Origin of the sequence: Mycobacterium simiae, from assembly GCF_010727605.1 — a bacterium.
Taxonomy (GTDB): Bacteria; Actinomycetota; Actinomycetes; order Mycobacteriales; family Mycobacteriaceae; genus Mycobacterium; species Mycobacterium simiae.
On the sequence record NZ_AP022568.1, the window covers coordinates 4,576,384 to 4,594,266 of the forward strand.

A 17,883-nucleotide genomic window follows, 5' to 3' on the forward strand; every position below is an offset into this window, starting at 1 on the left:
ATACACGGTGTCCAGTCGCTGGAGTGACTGTCGGGGTGTAAGTGCCAAGGCCGTAGCAGCGGCTAGGCGTGTCGAGGTAGCGGATGGTTCTGGATTTTGCGTTTTTCCCGCCGGAGATCAATTCGGCCCTGATGTACGGCGGTGCCGGCTCGGGGCCGCTGCTGGCTGCGGCCGCGGCGTGGGATGGTCTGGCCGCCGACATGTGGGCTTCGGCGTCCTCCTTCGACTCGGTGATCTCGGGCGTGACGAATGGCCAGTGGACCGGTCCGTCGTCGGAGTCGATGGCGCAGGCGGCCGAGCCGTATCTGCAGTGGTTGCACTCGGCGGCCGCGCACGCCTCGATCTCGGCAGTCCAGGCCCGGGTGGCCGCGATGTCGTACGAGTCGGCGTTCGCGGCAACGGTCCCGCCGGCGGCCGTGGCCGCCAACCGCGTTCGGCTGATGACGTTGATCGCGACGAATTTCCTGGGTCAGAACACGGCGGCCATTGCGGCCACCGAGTTCGAATACATCGAAATGTGGCTTCAGGACGTGTTGGCAATGTTCGGCTACCACGCCGGGGCGCAATCGGTGGTGTCGGCGCTGCCGTCGATCAGCGCGGCACCATCGAGTCTGGCGGGACTGCTGACGACGCCGCTGAGTAGTTTGGCGTCGCAATTCGCCGGGGCGTTGTCGTCGGTGGGTGGACAAATCTTCGGGCCCGGATTCTCCTCTGCGGTTGGCGCGATCCAGTCCGCGTTGACGCAGGTGGGGTCGATCGTTTCGTCGGCACCGGTGTCCTCGTTGATGTCGGTGGCCCAGATCGGGATGTATCCGGCGACCGCCCTGATGCCGGTGATGACGCTGGCGCAAGGCACGGTGCCGGTCACGACGCTGGCCGGTGCGACCGACGCGGCCGCCGCCGGCACTGCCTCGCAATATGTCAGTCAGACCGCCCCGGCCATGCGGATGATGACCGGCGACGGGGGCCTGAGTTCGTCGATCTCGGCGAGCCTGGGCCGGGCGCGCCTGATAGGGGCGATATCGGTGCCGCCGGTGTGGCAAGGGTCGGTGCCGGCGCCGATCATCGGCGCGACGCTGACCGGGCCGGCGGCGTCGGGAACGGTCACGACGACCTCGTCCACCAGCGGGGTGCCGATGCCCGCGCGCACGGCGGCCGCCGATGACAAGCCGACCGGCATGGTGGGCCGCGCCGGAGCCAGCCCGCCCCATGTGGTGCAGTCCCGGCCCAAGGTGGTGCCGCGCAAGGGGGCGTGAACGGATCGCGCAAATTGCGGCGCGGCCAGCTGAATGACACACAAATGGGGCCCCGGATTTCCTACCGTGCTGTTAACGCATGGTGATCGGTTAATCGCTTAATCGGACATATAAGTACGGTTTTTCGTGAAATTGATTACCCGCCGACGCAATGCCCAGGGCAAACGTGTCGACCTCGGGGTGGTCGGGCGGCGAGCGCGCATCGAGACGTCTGGTCGAACCGCGTTGCCTTTCATCGGCGGGTAGTTGCAGCGCGGCGCATCGCGTTTGCTGAAGCCGGCCGGTCGGGTATCCGGTGTTGCTGTCGGGCAATGCTTTTCGCGCGGATGTCGCACCGCGGCGGGCGCAGCTGCCGGCGGTGTGCGTTCTGGCCGCCGGCGCGAGCGGCCCGGCGCAGCAGGGCGATCGCAATCGCGGCGGGCTCCGCATGCCGGAATTTCTAGAGATTAACAACCCGAAAACGGAAGACTTCCGACAATTTCCTTAGATTTGGCTTAGTATGAAAAACACTCGGCGGCGATATGCGCGCCGTTGGGGTTTGTGTGAACAGAGTTTCGGGTGTGGAAGGGGGCATCATGCTTTTGCCTCTTGGTTCACCCCTGGCCGACGATTCGGTGTCGGCGGTTCGGGGGGAATCAGGCATGCTCGGTCGCTTGACGGTCCCGCTCAGTTGGGGCGTGGCCGTTCCGCCGGACGACTATGACCATTGGGCGCCCGATCGCGACGAGCGTTCGGCGGTCGAGGGCAAGGGTACCGATGGGCCGAATTCAGCGGCGGCTGCCGACGGCGTGAGTGAAAAGAAGGACTGGGGGCGCCGGGGAGAGTGGGCTGAGGAAGCCGAACCCCGCTTCGAAGTGGCGCGGCCCACGGGCGTCGTGCCGCATTCTCCCGCGGCTGGCTAACGCCGGGTAAGACAGCGCAGTTCGTTCGCAAGGGCGCACCGAAGCGTCGGTGCGCCCTTGCGCTGCCATGCTCAAAAGCGTCCCCCGCCGCCCATGAAGCCACCGCCGCCCCCGGACGAGTTCGACGAGCCGCCAAATGATGTCGGGCTCCATCCGCCGAACCCGCCGCGCATCGCTCCGCCGAGCAGGTCGCCGATGATGATCCCGCCGATCAGCGCGCCCACGTCGCTGTCGCCGCGGCGAGTGTAGGCCTGTTCGGCGGCGACCACGTCGGCGTTGGCCTGCGATTGAGCGTTGGCCGCCAAGGTGGACGCCGCATTCGCGTGGGCGATCGCCTCGGCCGGGCTAGCCGATGTTTTGGCCCGCGCCGCGTCCAGATGGCGCTGGGCCTCGGCGAGCCGTGTTCGGGCCTCGGGTCCGACGCTGCCGCGCCGGGTGTCGACGTACTCCGAAACACCGCGCACCCGGGACTCGGCGGTGAACAACGCCTGTTCCAGCGACCGTCGCAGCCGGTCCGCGTCGGCCCGCTCCTTGGCCAGCGTGGTCAGCAGCCGGTTGAGGTCGGCCGCAGCCTTGGCCAGTTGCGCAAAGGTACCCAGCGGATCGGCCGATCCCCGGTCGGCCTCGTCGGCGGCGATGCCGGCGGCATCGCGGGCGGCGACGAGCTCATCGTGGTGGGCGGACCGAGCGTCCTGCGTCTGCAATTGCTCGGTGGCGTGCACAATGGCCGCCCTGACGTCGGCGATCAGCGACGGCAGCGTCGCGACGGCGTGCCGGATGTCGTTGGCCGCGTTGTCCACCGAATCGAGCAGTGCGCGTGCCTGCCCGAGTGCCGACTCCGTGGCGCGCACCGCGTCGACCAGACCGCCTTGCTGCCCGCTGACCGGGGTGGTGGCCAGCGCTCGCGCCGAGCCGATGGTGCGGTCGGCGAACGCCAGCCGCTCCTTGGCGGTGTTGATGTTGTTCGACACCGAAGTCAGAGCGGCAGAGCCGAATTCGGTGTTCAGCTGAGTGAGCCGTTGCTCGGCCGGCCCGACCCGGGCGGTGAGTTCGACGAGTTGCTGGGTTAGTGCGTCAAGCCTGCTCTCGGCGTTGACCACCAGATCACGCAGCTGCTCGAACGCCTCGGTCTGGTCGTCCAATTCGCGGTCGGCGCTGGCCGCCGACACGATCACCTGGGTCAGCAGCTGGCGTCGCTGCGCCGGCAGCTCGGGAATGGCGTCGTCGAGCTGTTGACGTGTGGTAAACGCTTGGGACAGAGCAATTTTCGCATTGTTGACGGCTCTGGTGAACGGCTCGGTGCGCTCGGGGCCGAATTCGTCGATCGCCAGCGCCAGCTCGTTGGCGCTGGTGCGAACCGCGTTGTCGACGTCGACCACCATGGCGCGAGATAGGTCGTCGAGGATATCCAGCGGCACCGCGGCCAGGGCGGTCGGGTTGGTGGGGTCGACGCGCCGCGCGGCGGCCAGCTGGGCGGCCCGGCGTCGCCGGCTCCGATAGCGCATCACCAAGATCAGCGCGATCAGGGCGACGACGATCGCGGCGAGCGCGGCCAGCAGCCAAACGGGGCTCGACGACTTCGGTGTGGCGTTGAGTCCGTCCGCCGCGGCGACCGCGGCGCCGCTGAAGTTGCCGTCGCGCAGCGCAGGTTCGATGCGGTTCTGACGCAAGTCGTCGATCTGGTTGCTGGTAACGCTTTTCACCCCGGAGGGCACCAGAAAGGCGTACGCGCGTCCGGTGGTGGCGACCGCCAACACCGCGTCGTAGGTACCCAGGTCGCTTTCGTGGATGGTGCGCTGCGCCCAGCTGACGGCGTTCTGGCCGGAGAAGTCCTCGACGTAGACCACCCACAGCCGGATGTGGCGGTCGTTGTAAAGCCGGTCGACGGCGGAGTTCACCGCAGCACGTCCGGAGGCCGACAGAGCGCCGGCGTCATCGGTGACATAGCCGGGCAGCCGAAACGGCGGCTGCGCGCCCGCCGACGGCGCCAGCAGTAGTCCGGTAATGAGCACGATGAGGGCCACACCGAAATGTCGGGCAGTACGCATAGGTCAATTTAGCTCTGCGGCAACGTGGGGCAGCAGCGCGTGAGCCCAGGTGCGCCGGGCGCGCCCCAGACGCGGTCGGATCCGCGCCTTCCCTGGCAGACTGTGCAGCGGTGATAACGGTGATAACAAGGTGAGCACGAATCTGCGCGACCCATACGACGACTTCGACCGTCAGCGACGGGTAGCCGAAGCGCCCAAGACCGCGGGTCTGCCGGGCACGGAAGGACAGCAGCACCGCACCGACTTCGCCCGCGACCGGGCCCGCGTCCTGCACAGCGCCGCGCTGCGCCGGTTGGCCGACAAGACCCAAGTCGTCGGCCCGCGGGAGGGTGACACGCCGCGCACTCGCCTCACCCACTCGCTGGAAGTCGCGCAGATCGGCCGTGGCATGGCGATCGGACTGGGCTGTGACCTCGACCTGGTCGAGCTGGCCGGGCTGGCCCATGACATCGGCCACCCGCCGTACGGGCACAACGGCGAGCGCGCACTCAACGAGGTCGCCGACCCGTACGGCGGCTTCGAGGGAAATGCACAGAACTTCCGCATCCTCACCAGCCTGGAACCCAAAGTCCTTGACGAGCAAGGCAATAGCGCGGGTCTGAACCTAACCCGGGCCTCGTTGGACGCGGTCACCAAGTACCCCTGGCCGCGCGGTGACGAGTGCGGGGAGCCGCGACGAAAGTTCGGTTTCTACGCCGCGGATCGTGAGGCCGCCGACTGGATGCGCGCCGGCGCGCCGGTGCACCGCATCTGCTTGGAAGCGCAGGTGATGGACTGGGCCGACGACATTGCCTATTCGGTGCACGACGTCGAGGACGGCGTGGTGTCCGGCCGCATCGATCTGCGGGTGCTTGCCGACGACGACGAGGCTGCCGCGCTGGCCAAGCTGGGCGAGAGCGAGTTCGCCCGGGTCAGTGCGGACGATTTCATGGCCGCCGCCCGCCGATTGTCCGCGCTGCCGGTGGTTGCCGCCGTCGGGAAATACGACGCCACACTGGCTGCGGCGGTCGCGCTCAAACGGCTGACCAGCGAGCTGGTGGGCAGGTTCGCCTCGGCCGCGATCGCGACCACGCGCGCGGCGGCCGGTCCCGGGCCGCTGGTGCGTTTCCAGGCCGATCTGCAGGTGCCCGATCTGGTGCGCGCCGAGGTTGCCCTGCTGAAGATCCTGGCGCTGCAGTTCATCATGTCCGACCCGCGGCATCTGGAAACCCAGGCCCGGCAGCGCGAACGCATTCACCGGGTGGCGCAATGGCTCTACGCCGGCGCGCCGGGCACGTTGGACCCCGTTTTCGCCGCGGCATTCACCGTTGCCGCCGATGACGGCGCACGGCTGCGGGTCGTCGTCGACCAAATCGCCTCGTTCACCGAAGGTCGGCTCGAGCGCATCGACGCCCAATCCGACGGGGCATGACGGCGGTTGCGCGCCGGACGGCGCGCTAGGCTGCGGGCATGACCAGAAGCACCGCGGTTGCTGCCCTGTTCTTGTCGGCTCCGATCGTCGCCGTGAGTGGCTGCAGTTCGCCCCAGCATGCCAGCAGCCAGCCCGGCACCACCCCTGCCGTGGTGAGCGGCTCCCCGGCATCGTCGGCGACCTCCAGCCCGGCGCCGGGCGGTCAAGCCCTTTCCGCCGCGATCAAAGCACCCGATGGTCGGCAGGTGGCCACCGCCACCTTCGACTTCGCCAACGGATACGCCACCGTCACCGTGAAGACGGACACCGCCGGCATCCTGACCCCCGGCATTCACGGGCTGCACGTGCACGGCATCGGCAAGTGTGAGCCGAATTCGGTTGCGCCGAGCGGCGGTCCGCCCGGGAACTTCTTGTCAGCTGGTGACCACTACCAGGCGCCGGGGCACACCGGAAAACCCGAAAGCGGCGATCTGTCGACCCTGCAGGTGCGCCGGGACGGCTCGGCATACCTGGTGACCACCACCGACGCCTTCACCAGGGACGATCTGTTGGCTGGCAGCAAGACGGCGATCATGATCCACGGCTCCGAGGACACCGACATGGCGATGGAGCGCGTCGCCTGCGGAGTGATCGGACCGGCCAGCTGAGCAGCCGGTCACGGGTTTGATGAAAGCGCAGCGGCGGGCGTCCTAGACTGTGCCGATGGCTGGCCGGATCTCCGATCGTGACATCGCCGCCATCCGGGAACGCGCCCGTATCGAAGACGTGGTGGGCGACTACGTCCAGCTGCGACGGGCGGGCGCGGACTCGCTGAAGGGCTTGTGCCCCTTCCACAACGAGAAGTCGCCGTCGTTTCATGTCCGCCCCAATCACGGCCACTTCCACTGCTTCGGTTGCGGCGAAGGCGGCGACGTGTACGCCTTCATCCAAAAGATTGAACACGTCAGCTTCGTGGAAGCGGTGGAACTGCTCGCCGACCGAATCGGGCACACGATCACCTACACCGGGGCCGCGGCCACCAATGTCCAGCGCGATCGCGGCAGCCGCAGCCGGCTGATCGCCGCCAACGCGGCCGCGGCGGAGTTCTACGCGGCCGCGCTGGAATCCGACGAGGCGGCGCCGGCCCGGCAGTATCTGTTTCAGCGGAACTTCGATGCCGATGCCGCGCGCCAATTCGGCTGCGGATTCGCACCGTCGGGCTGGGAAATGCTGACAAAACACTTGCTGCGCAAAGGGTTTGAGTTCAAAGAACTGGAAGCCGCCGGCCTGTCCCGGGAGGGACGGCGCGGACCGATGGATCGCTTTCATCGCAGGCTGCTCTGGCCTATCCGCTCCTCGGCCGGTGAGGTGATCGGCTTCGGCGCGCGACGGCTCTTCGACGACGACCCAATGGAAGCCAAGTACGTCAACACCCCCGAGACGCTGCTCTACAAGAAGTCGTCGGTGATGTTCGGCATCGACCTGGCCAAGCGCGACATCGCCCGGGGACACCAGGCGGTCGTCGTCGAGGGGTACACCGACGTGATGGCGATGCACCTGGCCGGGGTCACGACGGCGGTCGCGTCGTGCGGTACCGCGTTCGGCGACGAGCATCTGGCGATGCTGCGCCGGCTGATGATGGACGACAGCTTCTTTCGTGGCGAACTGATCTACGTCTTCGACGGTGACGCTGCGGGCCGCGCGGCCGCGCTGAAGGCCTTCGGTGGCGAGCAGAATCTGGCCGGCCAGTCGTTCGTCGCGGTCGCGCCGGACGGGATGGATCCCTGCGACCTACGGCTGAAGGCCGGCGACGGCGCGCTGCGTGATTTGGTGGCACGGCGAACCCCGTTGTTCGAGTTCGCCATTCGCACCGCAATCGCAGAGTTCGATCTGGACAGCGCCGAGGGCCGGGTCACCGCGCTGCGCCGCTGCGTGCCGATGGTGGCGCAGATCAAGGACCCCACCCTGCGCGACGAGTACGCCCGCCAGCTCGCCGGCTGGGTGGGCTGGGACGATGTCGCGCAGGTCATCGACCGGGTGCGGGGCGAGGCCAAGAAGTCCAAGGACCCGGCGCCCCGCGGCGGTGCCGTGTCGACCCCGCGGCGTCGCGGTGGCGCGGCGCCCCGTGACAGCGCGCAGGCCGAGCGGGCCGGCCGTCCGGATCCCCGTGACCCGACGCTGTGGCCACAGCGGGAGGCGCTCAAGTCGGCCCTGCAGTACCCGGCGCTCGCCGGGCCGGTCTTCGACACCCTGACCGTCGAAAGCTTCACCCATCCCGGGTACGCGGCCGTGCGCGTCGCCATCGAGGCGGCCGGCGGCACGGGGACCGGTGCCAAGACCGGCAGCACGGGCGCCCAATGGATCGAAGCGGTGCGCCGGCAGACCACCTCGGAGTTGACCGCCGGTCTGATCAACGAGCTCGGGGTGGAGGCCGTTGCCGTCGAGGACGAAAAGCTGCCCCGCTATATCGCCGGGGTGCTGGCCCGGCTGCAAGAGGTGTGGATGGGCCGGCAGATCGCGGAGGTCAAGTCCAAGCTGCAGCGCATGTCACCCATCGAGCAGGGCGACGAATATCACGCGCTGTTCGGCGACCTGGTTGCCATGGAGGCCTACCGGCGCAGCCTGCTCGAGCAGGCTAGCGGCGACGATCTGACGGCGTGAGCGCTTCGTCCCGCTCGACCTCGCGGTGCATCACGGCGGTCTCGTCGTCGATTTCGGTCAGCGTGACGAACCCGGCGTCCGGGGAGATCCGATTCGCGATCTTGCGCCGCCCACCTTCGATCAACGACTGGGCCACGGGACTACTGGTCAGCGCGCGGTACGTGGCGGCTAGCTGCTCGTACCGGCGGCGTCCAGCTTTCGAGCCCAGCACGTATCCCAGCCCGAGCACGACGACATATCGGATCAAAATGTCCCTCCCCACGACGGTGCGGATGAGTCCATCCTGCCTCACGCCGACGGTTGGGCGCGCCCCCGATCGGTCCGGCCGCCCCGAGACCGCCCTGAAGTTGGGTGCGGCTGTGCCAGTACGCTAGAGTCGTCCAGCGATCCGCGCCAGAATTCGCGTGGACGGGTTGATCCCCTGTAGCTCAATTGGCAGAGCATTCGGCTGTTAACCGAAGGGTTGGTGGTTCGAGTCCACCCGGGGGAGCAGGGAACGGCGCACCGACGCCGCACGGGCAACCGGAGCACGCGGTTCGCTACCAACGGGGGGCTCGGCAGCGATGGTTCGACATTCGACGCACGCGGAACGATCGATTCGCGCAGCGCGCCATCAGCTCGATCGCGACGTGAACGGGTGTGCCCGTCGATGACGGCGGCGCAGCTGCCGTTGAGCGGCTTGGTGAACACCTTCGACGCCGTCATCCGTGCCGGATATCCGCGCGGAGTGCCCGTCGCCGACTACCTGCCGTTGCTGGCGCTGCTGCGACGGCGCTTGCCGGACAATGCGGTGGCCGCGGTTGCCGCTCGGGTCGCGGCCGCCGACGGCCTGGACATCGACGCCGCAGCGATCCGTGCGGTTCATCGCCGGCCTCGCGGTCCAACTGCCGGCCGCGGCCGATCTGGAGCGCGTGCAGCACCGGCTCGCGGCGATCATCGAATTGGCCCGACGGTCCGCGTGATTCGAGTGTCCGCCAGTCGTCGATGGCGGCAAGCCCCCGCCGCTCGAGGTCGGCGAGGCGCTCGCGCATGGCTTGAATCTGTTCGGGCCGGATGCCCGACCCAATGATTTCGCCGACGATGCGCGCCGGTTCCGGGGTGCGGTAGGGGCCGGGCTCGACCACATCAAACAGCGCGATTGCGATGGTCTTTCCCGAGGGCTGGACGACGCGAGGAAACTCAGATGGAAAAGTCTTCGCCGTGCCACACGCCGGCTTCGGGCGGCCGGATCACGCGGCCGTTTTGGGGGCTGTCGCTGTGTGCCTCCAGGCGTGCCACTCGAGTGAGCAGCGATTGCAGGCTCACGCCGACCAAGTCGGGCAGTGAATCGTCTTCGCCGGCCGGTCCGGTTCTGCTGACGATCTGGCCGGGCACCCCGACTACCACGCTGCTGGACGGAACCTCTTTGACCACAACGGCATTGGCGCCGATACGGCTGCCGTCACCGACCTTTATCGGCCCGAGAACCTTGGCTCCGGCGCCGATGATGACGCGATCGCCGATGGTGGGATGCCGTTTCCCCGGATCCGTGCTGATGCCGCCCAGCGTCACACCGTGGTAAATCGTGACGTCGTCGCCGATTTCGGCGGTCTCGCCGATCACTACGCCGGTCGCGTGGTCGATGAACAGGCCATTGCCGAGCACCGCACCGGGATGTATCTCGACCCCGGTGGTGATGCGGTTGAATTCCGCCACAACCCGTGCAAGGACGCGAAATCCGCGCTTCCACAACCACCGGCTGATCCGATGCCCCCAGATGGCATGCACACCCGGGTAGGCGAAGATGACCTGCAGCGCCGACGGCCGGGCCGGATCGCGATCGACCGCCGCTCGAATGTCCCGCCGCATCGCTGCCAGCATGGTTACTCCGTCACGTCGTCGAAAAGTGGTGTGCTCAAATACCGTTCACCGAAGTCGGGGAGCACCACCACGATGAGCTTGCCGGCGTTCTCCGGCCGGCGCGCCACCTGCAGGGCGGCCACCACGGCCGCACCCGAGGAGACGCCGACCAGCAACCCTTCTTCGCGCGCCAACCGCCGGGCCACGTTGATCGAGTCCTCGTTGCCGACGGTGATGACCTCGTCGATCAGATCGAGATCGAGCACCGGCGGAATGAACCCCGCCCCGATTCCCTGGATCGGGTGCGGACCCTTTTGACCGCCGGACAATACCGGCGACGCCGCCGGCTCGACCGCCACGAACTGGACGGAAGGCTTGCGTTCCTTGATGACCTGGGCGACGCCGGTGATGGTTCCGCCGGTGCCGACACCCGACACGAAGATGTCGATCTTTCCGTCGGTGTCGCGCCACACCTCTTCGGCGGTGGTCTTGCGGTGAATCGCCGGGTTGGCCGGGTTCTCGAATTGCTGAGGAACGAAATAGCGCTGATCCGACTTGGCCAGTTCCTCGGCCTTGGCGATGGCACCGGGCATGCCCTCCGGTCCGGGGGTCAGCACCAGCTCGGCGCCCAACGCCAGCAGCAGCTTGCGCCGCTCGATGCTCATCGTCTCCGGCATGGTCAGCACGATCCGATAGCCCCGGGCGGCGGCGACCATGGCGAGCGCAATCCCGGTGTTGCCGCTCGTCGGCTCGAGGATGATGGTGTCCGGCTTGATCAGGCCCGCTTCCTCGGCCGCGTCGATCAATGCCACGCCGAGGCGGTCTTTCACGCTCGCGGCAGGGTTGAAGGACTCCAGCTTGGCGACGACGTCGGCTTCGGCTCCGTCGGTGACCCGGTTCAGCCGGACCAGCGGGGTGTTTCCGATCAGTTGCGTGATGTTCTCAGCGATGGTCACAGTCGCCATTCCAGCGAATGTCGAACTCGATTGCAACGTCAGCAGGCACCGCCAGCGCGACCGGAGTGAACTGTTCCGGCGCGTCGGGCGCCACTCCGGCCAGCACCCGGCCGGCGAGGCGGCGCGACGTGGTTGCGGTCACCGTTACTGCCGAGGCGCCCGGTGCGGGACGGACGTAGAAGTCGGTGCCTGGGCCGATGGTGTCTTCGAGGGCGAAGCCGTCCGGGTCAACCAGCGCGTGACCGTCGGTCACCTTGAGCGACAACGGGGTTCGTACCTGGAACGGACCGATCAGTTCGGGTCCGGCGACGGCGTTGGTGTCGACGAGCGTGACATCGTCGGTTTTCGGACCGGTCCCCGAGCCGGACCGCAATGCTCCGGAAAGCAAGTAGTTGTACAGGTGCACGATGCGGTCGGCGTTGCGGAAGTGGCGCGTACCGGTCAGCCAGAAGTCCACATGGCCGATCTGGGGCGTTGCGCCGGCTTCCGTTTCGGTGACGAGGCGGTAATACCGGTAGCCGCGGCCGCGGTGGCCGTGGCCACTGCTCGACAACGTACTGCCGATGCCCAGCGTCCGTTGGTAGCGCCCCATTGTCGGGCCGGTCGTCAGTCGTGATCCGGAAACGTCTTGCCAGTCAACACCGTTGGCGGACTTTTGCAGCCACATGGTGACGGCGCTGTCGGAGTCGGTCCATACCGAGTAGCCGCCGAGCTGCGGGTGGCCGTCGAATTCGAAGGTGATCACCGGACCCGGTGCCCGGTGCACGGCGACCGGCACGTGCAGCGGCTGGGTGTCCAGGGCCAGACCGTTGGTCAAGTACCAAATCGCCGCCTGGGTCGCCGCAATGGCTTCGTGTTCCTCGATATTGCCCACTCCCAACGGGTAGCCGGCGCGACGCAACCGCCGACTCAACTCGGCGGTGGTGGTCATCGGATAGGAGTGGCGCAGAATCCAATCCACTTCGGCTTCATAGTCGCGATTGCGCAGGTGTTCGAGCGCGGACCAGGTGCCCAGGCGATAACGCGACGGCAAATGCGGTGCGATGCCGCTGAAATTCAACGAATAGGCGCACAGCGTGGGATGCAGCCTGATCAGGTCGGTGCGTGCGGTGCTGCCGTCGCTGAACACGATCTCCTCGACGGTGTGGGAGTAGGTGCCGCCGCGGTAGCGCGTCATCTGGGGCAGGTCGTTGGCGGGCAGGGCCACGGTGCGCGGTGGGGTGGTCACCGGTGCCAGCGCGCGGCCGGATAGCGACAAAACAGTCATGAATTGTTGTTCTTCCTACAAGATTTCGGCTGGGCGCGCCTCGACACGGGCGGACGCGGGCCCGCAAGCGAGAAAAAAGCGCGACGATTAGAACGTCAGAATTCGGCCGTCAGGAATCAACAACAGCGACAACAGTCCACGGCAAGGCAGCGCGAAGGGATTAGGCGCAGCTGTGCGACGTGGTGCATGCGACCACTATAGGGCAAGATTCTCGGTGGACTTCTTCGACTGACAACGTTCGCCACCAAGAGATAAAATCCCGCTGAGTCTTACACTTGCCGTGACGCGGCACGGCCCCCTCGGTAGACAGCTCCTTTGCTCCCGGATGCACATTCGCCCCGCTATTCCACGACGGAAGGATCAAGATGACGTCAGCCAGCTCGGGGGCTCAAAATGAGTCCCAGGCACTCGGAGATCTCGGTGCCCGCCAGCTTGCGAATGCCACCAAGACCGTTCCGCAGCTCTCGACAATCACCCCCCGCTGGCTGCTGCACCTGCTGAGCTGGGTGCCGGTCGAGGCCGGTATCTACCGGGTGAACCGTGTCGTCAACCCCGAACAGGTCGCCGTGACGGCCCAGGAGGGCGCGGCCCTGGACGCGCCGCTGGCGGAGACCTTCGTCGATTACGAGACCAGCCCGCGCGAATACACGCTGCGCACCATCTCGACGCTGCTTGACGTCAGCACCCGCGTCTCCGACCTGTACTCCAGCCCGCACGACCAGATCGCCCAGCAGCTGCGCCTGACCATCGAGACGATCAAGGAGCGCCAGGAGTTCGAGCTGATCAACAGCCCCGAATACGGGTTGCTGGCGCAGGCCATCCCCGAGCAGACCATCCAGACGCTCGGTGGTGCTCCTACCCCCGACGACCTGGACGCGTTGATCACCCGGGTGTGGAAGACGCCAAGCTTCTTTTTGACCCATCCCCAGGGCGTCGCCGCGTTCGGCCGGGAGGCCACCTACCGCGGGGTGCCGCCGGTCGTGGTCAGCCTGTTCGGCGCGCAGTTCATCACCTGGCGCGGCATTCCGATCATCCCGTCGGACAAGGTGCCCGTCGAGGACGGCAAGACCAAGTTCATCCTGGTGCGCACCGGCGAGGAGCGCCAAGGCGTCGTCGGCCTGTTCCAGCCGGGCCTGGTCGGTGAGCAGGCGCCGGGCCTGTCGGTGCGGTTCACCGGAATCAACCAGTCGGCGGTCGCCCGCTACCTGGTCACCTTGTACACGTCCTTGGCCGTCCTCACCGACGATGCGCTCGCCGTCCTCGACGATGTGGCTGTGGACCAGTTCCATGAGTACAAGTGAGTACCGCTCGGTAGACGCCGAAAGCGACCTACCCATCAGCGCCGCCGAGCTTGCGGTGTTGGCCAGTCAGCTGTACGCGGCGAGTATCCGGCCCGGTCCGGACAGTCCACCGCAGACGGCGCCGGTCGCCCCGCGTGGCACCGTCCCGGATACCACGGCGGCGGCCTCGGCGGGACGGGCCGCGACCGGGGCCGCGGATCCGTTCCCGGCGACGGTGCCGCCCATCGGCTTCACCGACATCTACGTGCCCGCACCGACATCCCCGGAGCCCGACGGTCCGCCGCAGGCGGTGCCCGTCGCGCCGCGGGGCAATGTTCCGGACACGACGGCCGGGCCCTCGACCGCCTGGACGACCGGCGGCGCGGCGGATCCCTACCTGCCGCCGGGCGTCGCCGACCTCAGTGCGTTCGCGGTGCCGACCGAAGGCATCGTCTCGACCCAGCCGGGTGTGCTGGCCGGGCCGACGACGATCGGGACGCCGAGCGCCGCGGTGGCGCCGCGCGGGTCGTCACCTTATTCCGGGACGGAATGGCCGGATTCCGGGATGGAATGGCCGGCCGACGCCCCGGCCGTCGGTGACCTCGGTTGGTCGGACGCGATACCCGCCGCGGCGTCGGTGCTGAGCGCACCACCGGCCGGCGACGGCTACGACTACGGCTTCCTGCCGTCGTCTTCGACGGCGCCCCCGGCGCAGGGGTTGCCGAAGGCCGACCCGGTACCGCGGTTGCGCGCTGGAGACCGGACGCACGAGATCTTCGACGTCAACGCCGTGCGAGCGGACTTTCCGATCCTGGCGGAGACCATCCACGGCAAGCCGCTGATCTGGTTCGACAACGCCGCGACCACACAAAAGCCGCAGGTGGTCATCGACCGGTTGGCGTATTTCTACGCGCACGAGAATTCCAATATTCACCGGGCGGCACACGAATTGGCGGCGCGGTCGACCGACGCCTACGAAGAGGCGCGCGAGACCGTGCGGCGGTTTATCGGTGCACCCAAGGCCGAGCAGAACATCTTCGTGCGGGGGACCACCGAAGCGATCAACCTGGTGGCCTATGCGTGGGGTGGCAAGCATTTGGGGCCGGGTGATGAGATCGTCATCACCCATCTCGAGCACCACGCCAATATCGTTCCGTGGCAACTGCTTTCGCAGAAAACCGGAGCAATCCTGAAAGTCGCGCCGGTCGACGAGGCCGGCAATTTGTTGCTCTCGGAGTTCGAGGATCTGCTGGGTCCGAAGACGAAGCTGGTGGCCGCGACCCAGGTTTCGAATGCGCTGGGCACCGTTACTCCAGTCGACAAGATCGTCGAGCTCGGCCACCGTTACGGCGCCCGGGTATTGATCGACGGCGCGCAATCGATTCCGCATATGCCCATCGACGTCGGCGAACTCGGCGTCGACTTCTTCGTGTTCTCCGGGCACAAGATCTACGGCCCCACCGGGATCGGCGTGCTGTACGGGCGCGAGGACGCGCTCGCGGAGACGCCGCCATGGCAGGGCGGCGGCAACATGATCGCCGACGTCACCCTGGAACGTTCGCTGTACCAAGGGCTGCCCAACAAGTTCGAGGCCGGCACCGGCAACATCGCCGACGCCGTCGGGCTGGGGGAGGCGCTGCGCTACGTCGAGCGGGTCGGCATCGAGCGCATCGCGGCCTACGAACACGCGCTGCTGGAGTACGCGACCCCGAGGCTGGCCGACATCCCCGGCGTCCGCCTGGTCGGCACCGCGGCGGAGAAAGCCAGCGTGCTGTCCTTCGTGCTGGCCGGCCACGAGCCGCTCGAGGTGGGTAAGGCGCTCAACTCCGAAGGCATCGCGGTTCGGGCCGGACATCACTGCGCCCAACCGATTTTGCGTCGCTACGGGCTGGAGGCCACCGTCCGTCCGTCGTTCGCCTTCTACAACACATTCGAGGAGATCGACGTGTTCCTCCAGGCGGTGCGCCGGATCGCCGAGGGTGGCGCCAACGTCGGTTGACGTTTGAAAGGTCCACGCGGCCAAGGGCTTACGCTCACCCCTGAGCGCAATGGTTGTCCCGGCTGCGTCTGCTGCGACCTGGGACATTCGACGGCAATAGCCGAACGGGGCGGTGACGCGGGCGCTCGGGTCATGGGACGGAAAGAATTCGCCGACCCGTGGATCTCTGCCCGGCGGCCCACGGTGCGAACGTCGGATGTGCGTTATCGAATTGTTCAACCGCCGCCATTTCGGTGCTCTTTGAGCCGCTCTAGTTGTGCACAATGAGGTGTCGGCGACGTTAGCTCGGGGGGCGGCCCAGGCGGCGTCGCGGCCGCCTCCCCAAGCCGTCCCCGGTGTCGACACGGTGTCCGCATAACGCAACGCGTCGCGGCTGGTGTTGACTTCGGTGCAGGTCAACGCAAGTCGGGGGCGCCGTAGCCGGCGCCGCCATGGGGCCGCACCGTCAAATACCCCACTCCATTACTTTCTGGTTGATTGCAACCCTCACGCCGGGCATCGGTTTGCCCATAAATTGCGGCGATGTTCTATGCATACGCCCGGACGGGCGCGGTCCACAGGTAAACAACGCTGACCTTTCGAGCCGGCTTAGTTACATACGCGTAAAGATCTTTACGAAATTGGGGGACCGCATGCGCCGAATGGGTCGCCGTTCGTCTGGCCAGGTTCTATGAACGGGTCCGCTGTCGCCAGGCCGATGAATGCGCTGGGCGAGTTCTTCCTGCTCAGCGCCGAAGCCGTGGTGACGACCCTGCGTCGGCCATGGGCGTGGCGCGAAATCCTCGAGCAGATCTGGTTCGTCGCGCGGGTCTCGATCTTCCCGACGATCATGCTGTCGATCCCGTACACCGTGTTGATCGTGTTCGTGCTGAACATCTTGTTGGTCGAGATCGGCGCCGGGGACCTGTCCGGCGCGGGCGCCGGGCTGGCATCGGTGACCCAGGTCGGGCCGGTGGTCACCGCGATGGTCGTCTCGGGCGCCGGGTCGACCGCGATGTGCGCCGATCTGGGCGCGCGGACCATCCGGGAGGAAATCGACGCGATGAAGGTCATCGGGGTCAACCCGGTTCAGGCACTGGTGGTTCCACGCATCATCGCCGCCACGTTCGTTGCGGTCCTGTTGTACTCGGTGGTTGCGGTCACCGGCCTCACCGGAAGTTACGTCTTCGTGGTCTTCGTGCAACACGTCACGCCCGGTGCGTTCATTGCCGGCATGACCCTTGTCACCGGCCTTCCGCAGGTTGTGATCTCGCTGATTAAGGCGACACTGTTCGGGCTCTCCGCCGGCTTAATCGCTTGTTACAAGGGTTTGTCGGTGGGCGGCGGCCCCACCGGCGTCGGCAACGCGGTGAACGAGACCGTCGTGTTCTCATTCATGGCCCTATTCTTCATCAACATCGTGACTACCGCGCTCGGAGTGAAAGTGACTGCCAAATGACCGATCTCGCACGCGGTCCATCATGGTTGGACACGTTGGGCCCGAGGCTGGTGGCGTCCACCCGCAAGTTGGGTGAGCAGACCGAGTTCTACGGAAAGTCGTTGGCTGCCACCGTGGATGCGGTTCGCCGGTACCCGAACGAACTGCTGCGGCTGATCGCCGAAATGGGCATGGGCACCGGCGCGCTCGCGGTAATCGGCGGCACCGTCGGCATCATCGGATTTCTGACGCTGACCACCGGGGCGCTCGTCGCGGTGCAGGGGTATGACACGCTGTCCAACATCGGGGTGGAGGCGCTGACGGGGTTCCTGTCGGCATTCCTGAACGTCCGGATGATCGCACCGTGCACCGCGGGGTTGGCGCTGGCGGCCACGATCGGTGCCGGGGCGACGGCGCAGCTGGGCGCGATGCGGATCAACGAGGAGATCGACGCCCTGGAAGTGATGGGCATCCGGTCGATCACCTATTTGGCGTCCACCCGGATCATCGCCGGCATCCTGGTCGTCATCCCGCTCTACGCCGTCGCGGTGTTGATGTCGTTCGTCGCGGCCAAGTTTCTCACCATCTACGCCTACGGCCAGTCGCGCGGGGTGTACGAGCACTACTTTTCCACCTTCCTGCGTCCCAACGACTTACTCTGGTCGTTCCTGTCGGCGCTGACGATGGCGACGGGGGTGATGGTGGTGCACACCTATTACGGCTTTACCGCGACGGGTGGCCCGGCCGGTGTCGGGGAGGCCGTCGGTCGTTCGGTCCGTTCGTCGATGATTGTGACTGCCTTTGTGTGCCTAATGATTTCGCTGTCCGTGTACGGCCAGTCCGGCAACTTCAACCTGTCCGGGTAGCC

Annotated in this window: 15 protein-coding genes and 1 tRNA gene; 11 read left to right on the forward strand and 5 right to left on the reverse strand. The window is 67.0% G+C overall.

From position 1 onward, the window contains the following. Positions 1-83: 83 nt before the first annotated feature. Positions 84-1,256, forward strand: a complete 1,173-nt coding sequence (locus G6N33_RS21340; RefSeq protein ID WP_044506930.1) for a PPE family protein — start codon at positions 84-86, stop codon at positions 1,254-1,256. A 575-nt stretch (positions 1,257-1,831) separates the two neighbouring features. Beyond that, a complete protein-coding gene (locus tag G6N33_RS21345) occupies positions 1,832-2,158 on the forward strand; it encodes a hypothetical protein (protein ID WP_408632738.1) in 327 nt (108 codons plus the stop codon). 71 nt (positions 2,159-2,229) lie between these two features. On the opposite strand, the gene G6N33_RS21350 is transcribed toward G6N33_RS21345, so the two are convergent. Continuing rightward, positions 2,230-4,206 carry a TPM domain-containing protein gene (locus G6N33_RS21350; protein WP_101528169.1) on the reverse strand — a complete coding sequence of 659 codons (1,977 nt, stop codon included), beginning with the start codon at positions 4,204-4,206 and terminating at the stop codon, positions 2,230-2,232. 130 nt (positions 4,207-4,336) lie between these two features. Here G6N33_RS21350 and G6N33_RS21355 point away from each other — a divergent pair, with 130 nt between their 5' ends. Genes G6N33_RS21355 through dnaG form a run of 3 tightly spaced genes read left to right on the forward strand, consistent with a single transcriptional unit; the run spans position 4,337 to position 8,257 of the window. Continuing rightward, positions 4,337-5,617: a deoxyguanosinetriphosphate triphosphohydrolase gene (locus G6N33_RS21355; RefSeq protein WP_044506921.1), complete on the forward strand. Its 1,281-nt coding sequence runs from the start codon at positions 4,337-4,339 to the stop codon at positions 5,615-5,617. Positions 5,618-5,655: 38 nt separating this feature from the next. Continuing rightward, positions 5,656-6,264 carry a superoxide dismutase[Cu-Zn] gene (gene sodC, locus G6N33_RS21360; protein WP_081662013.1) on the forward strand — a complete coding sequence of 203 codons (609 nt, stop codon included), beginning with the start codon at positions 5,656-5,658 and terminating at the stop codon, positions 6,262-6,264. Positions 6,265-6,319: 55 nt separating this feature from the next. Further along, on the forward strand, positions 6,320-8,257 hold the full coding sequence (gene dnaG / locus G6N33_RS21365) for a DNA primase (RefSeq protein WP_101528170.1): 1,938 nt from the start codon (positions 6,320-6,322) through the stop codon (positions 8,255-8,257). Here dnaG and G6N33_RS21370 read toward each other — a convergent pair. Beyond that, positions 8,232-8,504 (reverse strand): hypothetical protein, encoded by a 273-nt coding sequence (locus G6N33_RS21370; protein WP_044512085.1) that lies wholly within the window; start codon positions 8,502-8,504, stop codon positions 8,232-8,234. The genes dnaG and G6N33_RS21370 overlap by 26 nt on opposite strands. A 170-nt stretch (positions 8,505-8,674) precedes the next feature. Between G6N33_RS21370 and G6N33_RS21375 the strand changes: the two genes are divergently transcribed. Beyond that, positions 8,675-8,747 (forward strand) — tRNA-Asn (locus G6N33_RS21375). Positions 8,748-8,906: 159 nt separating this feature from the next. Then, on the forward strand, positions 8,907-9,326 hold the full coding sequence (locus G6N33_RS28005) for a DUF3349 domain-containing protein (protein WP_081662012.1): 420 nt from the start codon (positions 8,907-8,909) through the stop codon (positions 9,324-9,326). 110 nt (positions 9,327-9,436) lie between these two features. Here the strand turns inward: G6N33_RS28005 and cysE are convergent, their stop codons facing one another. From cysE to G6N33_RS21395, 3 genes are read right to left on the reverse strand one after another with little or no spacing between them, the layout of a single operon-like run. Beyond that, positions 9,437-10,117 carry a serine O-acetyltransferase gene (gene cysE / locus G6N33_RS21385; RefSeq protein WP_101528171.1) on the reverse strand — a complete coding sequence of 227 codons (681 nt, stop codon included), beginning with the start codon at positions 10,115-10,117 and terminating at the stop codon, positions 9,437-9,439. Positions 10,118-10,119: 2 nt separating this feature from the next. Next, a complete protein-coding gene (gene cysK / locus G6N33_RS21390) occupies positions 10,120-11,052 on the reverse strand; it encodes a cysteine synthase A (RefSeq protein WP_101528172.1) in 933 nt (310 codons plus the stop codon). Next, entirely contained in the window at positions 11,039-12,319 is a 1,281-nt protein-coding gene (locus tag G6N33_RS21395; protein ID WP_044506916.1) for a TQXA domain-containing protein, read from the reverse strand. The genes cysK and G6N33_RS21395 overlap by 14 nt, the downstream gene beginning before the upstream one ends. 365 nt (positions 12,320-12,684) lie before the next feature. On the opposite strand from G6N33_RS21395, the gene G6N33_RS21400 reads away from it, so the two are divergent. The 4 genes from G6N33_RS21400 to G6N33_RS21415 all read left to right on the forward strand — a co-directional run bounded on the left by G6N33_RS21400 (position 12,685) and on the right by G6N33_RS21415 (position 17,881). Next, positions 12,685-13,620 carry a family 2A encapsulin nanocompartment shell protein gene (locus G6N33_RS21400; RefSeq protein WP_044506914.1) on the forward strand — a complete coding sequence of 312 codons (936 nt, stop codon included), beginning with the start codon at positions 12,685-12,687 and terminating at the stop codon, positions 13,618-13,620. Beyond that, positions 13,607-15,598, forward strand: a complete 1,992-nt coding sequence (locus tag G6N33_RS21405; RefSeq protein ID WP_101528173.1) for a family 2A encapsulin nanocompartment cargo protein cysteine desulfurase — start codon at positions 13,607-13,609, stop codon at positions 15,596-15,598. Before G6N33_RS21400 ends, G6N33_RS21405 begins: the two co-directional genes overlap by 14 nt. Before the next feature lie 670 nt (positions 15,599-16,268). After that, a complete protein-coding gene (locus G6N33_RS21410; RefSeq protein ID WP_044506910.1) occupies positions 16,269-17,036 on the forward strand; it encodes an MlaE family ABC transporter permease in 768 nt (255 codons plus the stop codon). Next, positions 17,033-17,881, forward strand: a complete 849-nt coding sequence (locus tag G6N33_RS21415; RefSeq protein ID WP_044506908.1) for an ABC transporter permease — start codon at positions 17,033-17,035, stop codon at positions 17,879-17,881. Before G6N33_RS21410 ends, G6N33_RS21415 begins: the two co-directional genes overlap by 4 nt. The last annotated feature ends 2 nt before the right edge of the window (positions 17,882-17,883 follow it).

Bases quoted from the DNA above. Each gene is read 5' to 3' on its own strand.
- G6N33_RS21345 (WP_408632738.1), top strand. From the start codon at position 1,832: ATGCTTTTGCCTCTTGGTTCACCCCTGGCCGACGATTCGGTGTCGGCG.
- dnaG (WP_101528170.1), top strand. From the start codon at position 6,320: ATGGCTGGCCGGATCTCCGATCGTGACATCGCCGCCATCCGGGAACGC.
- G6N33_RS21340 (WP_044506930.1), top strand. From the start codon at position 84: ATGGTTCTGGATTTTGCGTTTTTCCCGCCGGAGATCAATTCGGCCCTG.
- G6N33_RS28005 (WP_081662012.1), top strand. From the start codon at position 8,907: ATGACGGCGGCGCAGCTGCCGTTGAGCGGCTTGGTGAACACCTTCGAC.
- G6N33_RS21405 (WP_101528173.1), top strand. From the start codon at position 13,607: ATGAGTACAAGTGAGTACCGCTCGGTAGACGCCGAAAGCGACCTACCC.
- G6N33_RS21415 (WP_044506908.1), top strand. From the start codon at position 17,033: ATGACCGATCTCGCACGCGGTCCATCATGGTTGGACACGTTGGGCCCG.
- G6N33_RS21350 (WP_101528169.1), bottom strand. From the start codon at position 4,206: ATGCGTACTGCCCGACATTTCGGTGTGGCCCTCATCGTGCTCATTACC.
- G6N33_RS21395 (WP_044506916.1), bottom strand. From the start codon at position 12,319: ATGACTGTTTTGTCGCTATCCGGCCGCGCGCTGGCACCGGTGACCACC.
- sodC (WP_081662013.1), top strand. From the start codon at position 5,656: ATGACCAGAAGCACCGCGGTTGCTGCCCTGTTCTTGTCGGCTCCGATC.
- G6N33_RS21410 (WP_044506910.1), top strand. From the start codon at position 16,269: ATGAACGGGTCCGCTGTCGCCAGGCCGATGAATGCGCTGGGCGAGTTC.
- G6N33_RS21400 (WP_044506914.1), top strand. From the start codon at position 12,685: ATGACGTCAGCCAGCTCGGGGGCTCAAAATGAGTCCCAGGCACTCGGA.
- cysE (WP_101528171.1), bottom strand. From the start codon at position 10,117: ATGCTGGCAGCGATGCGGCGGGACATTCGAGCGGCGGTCGATCGCGAT.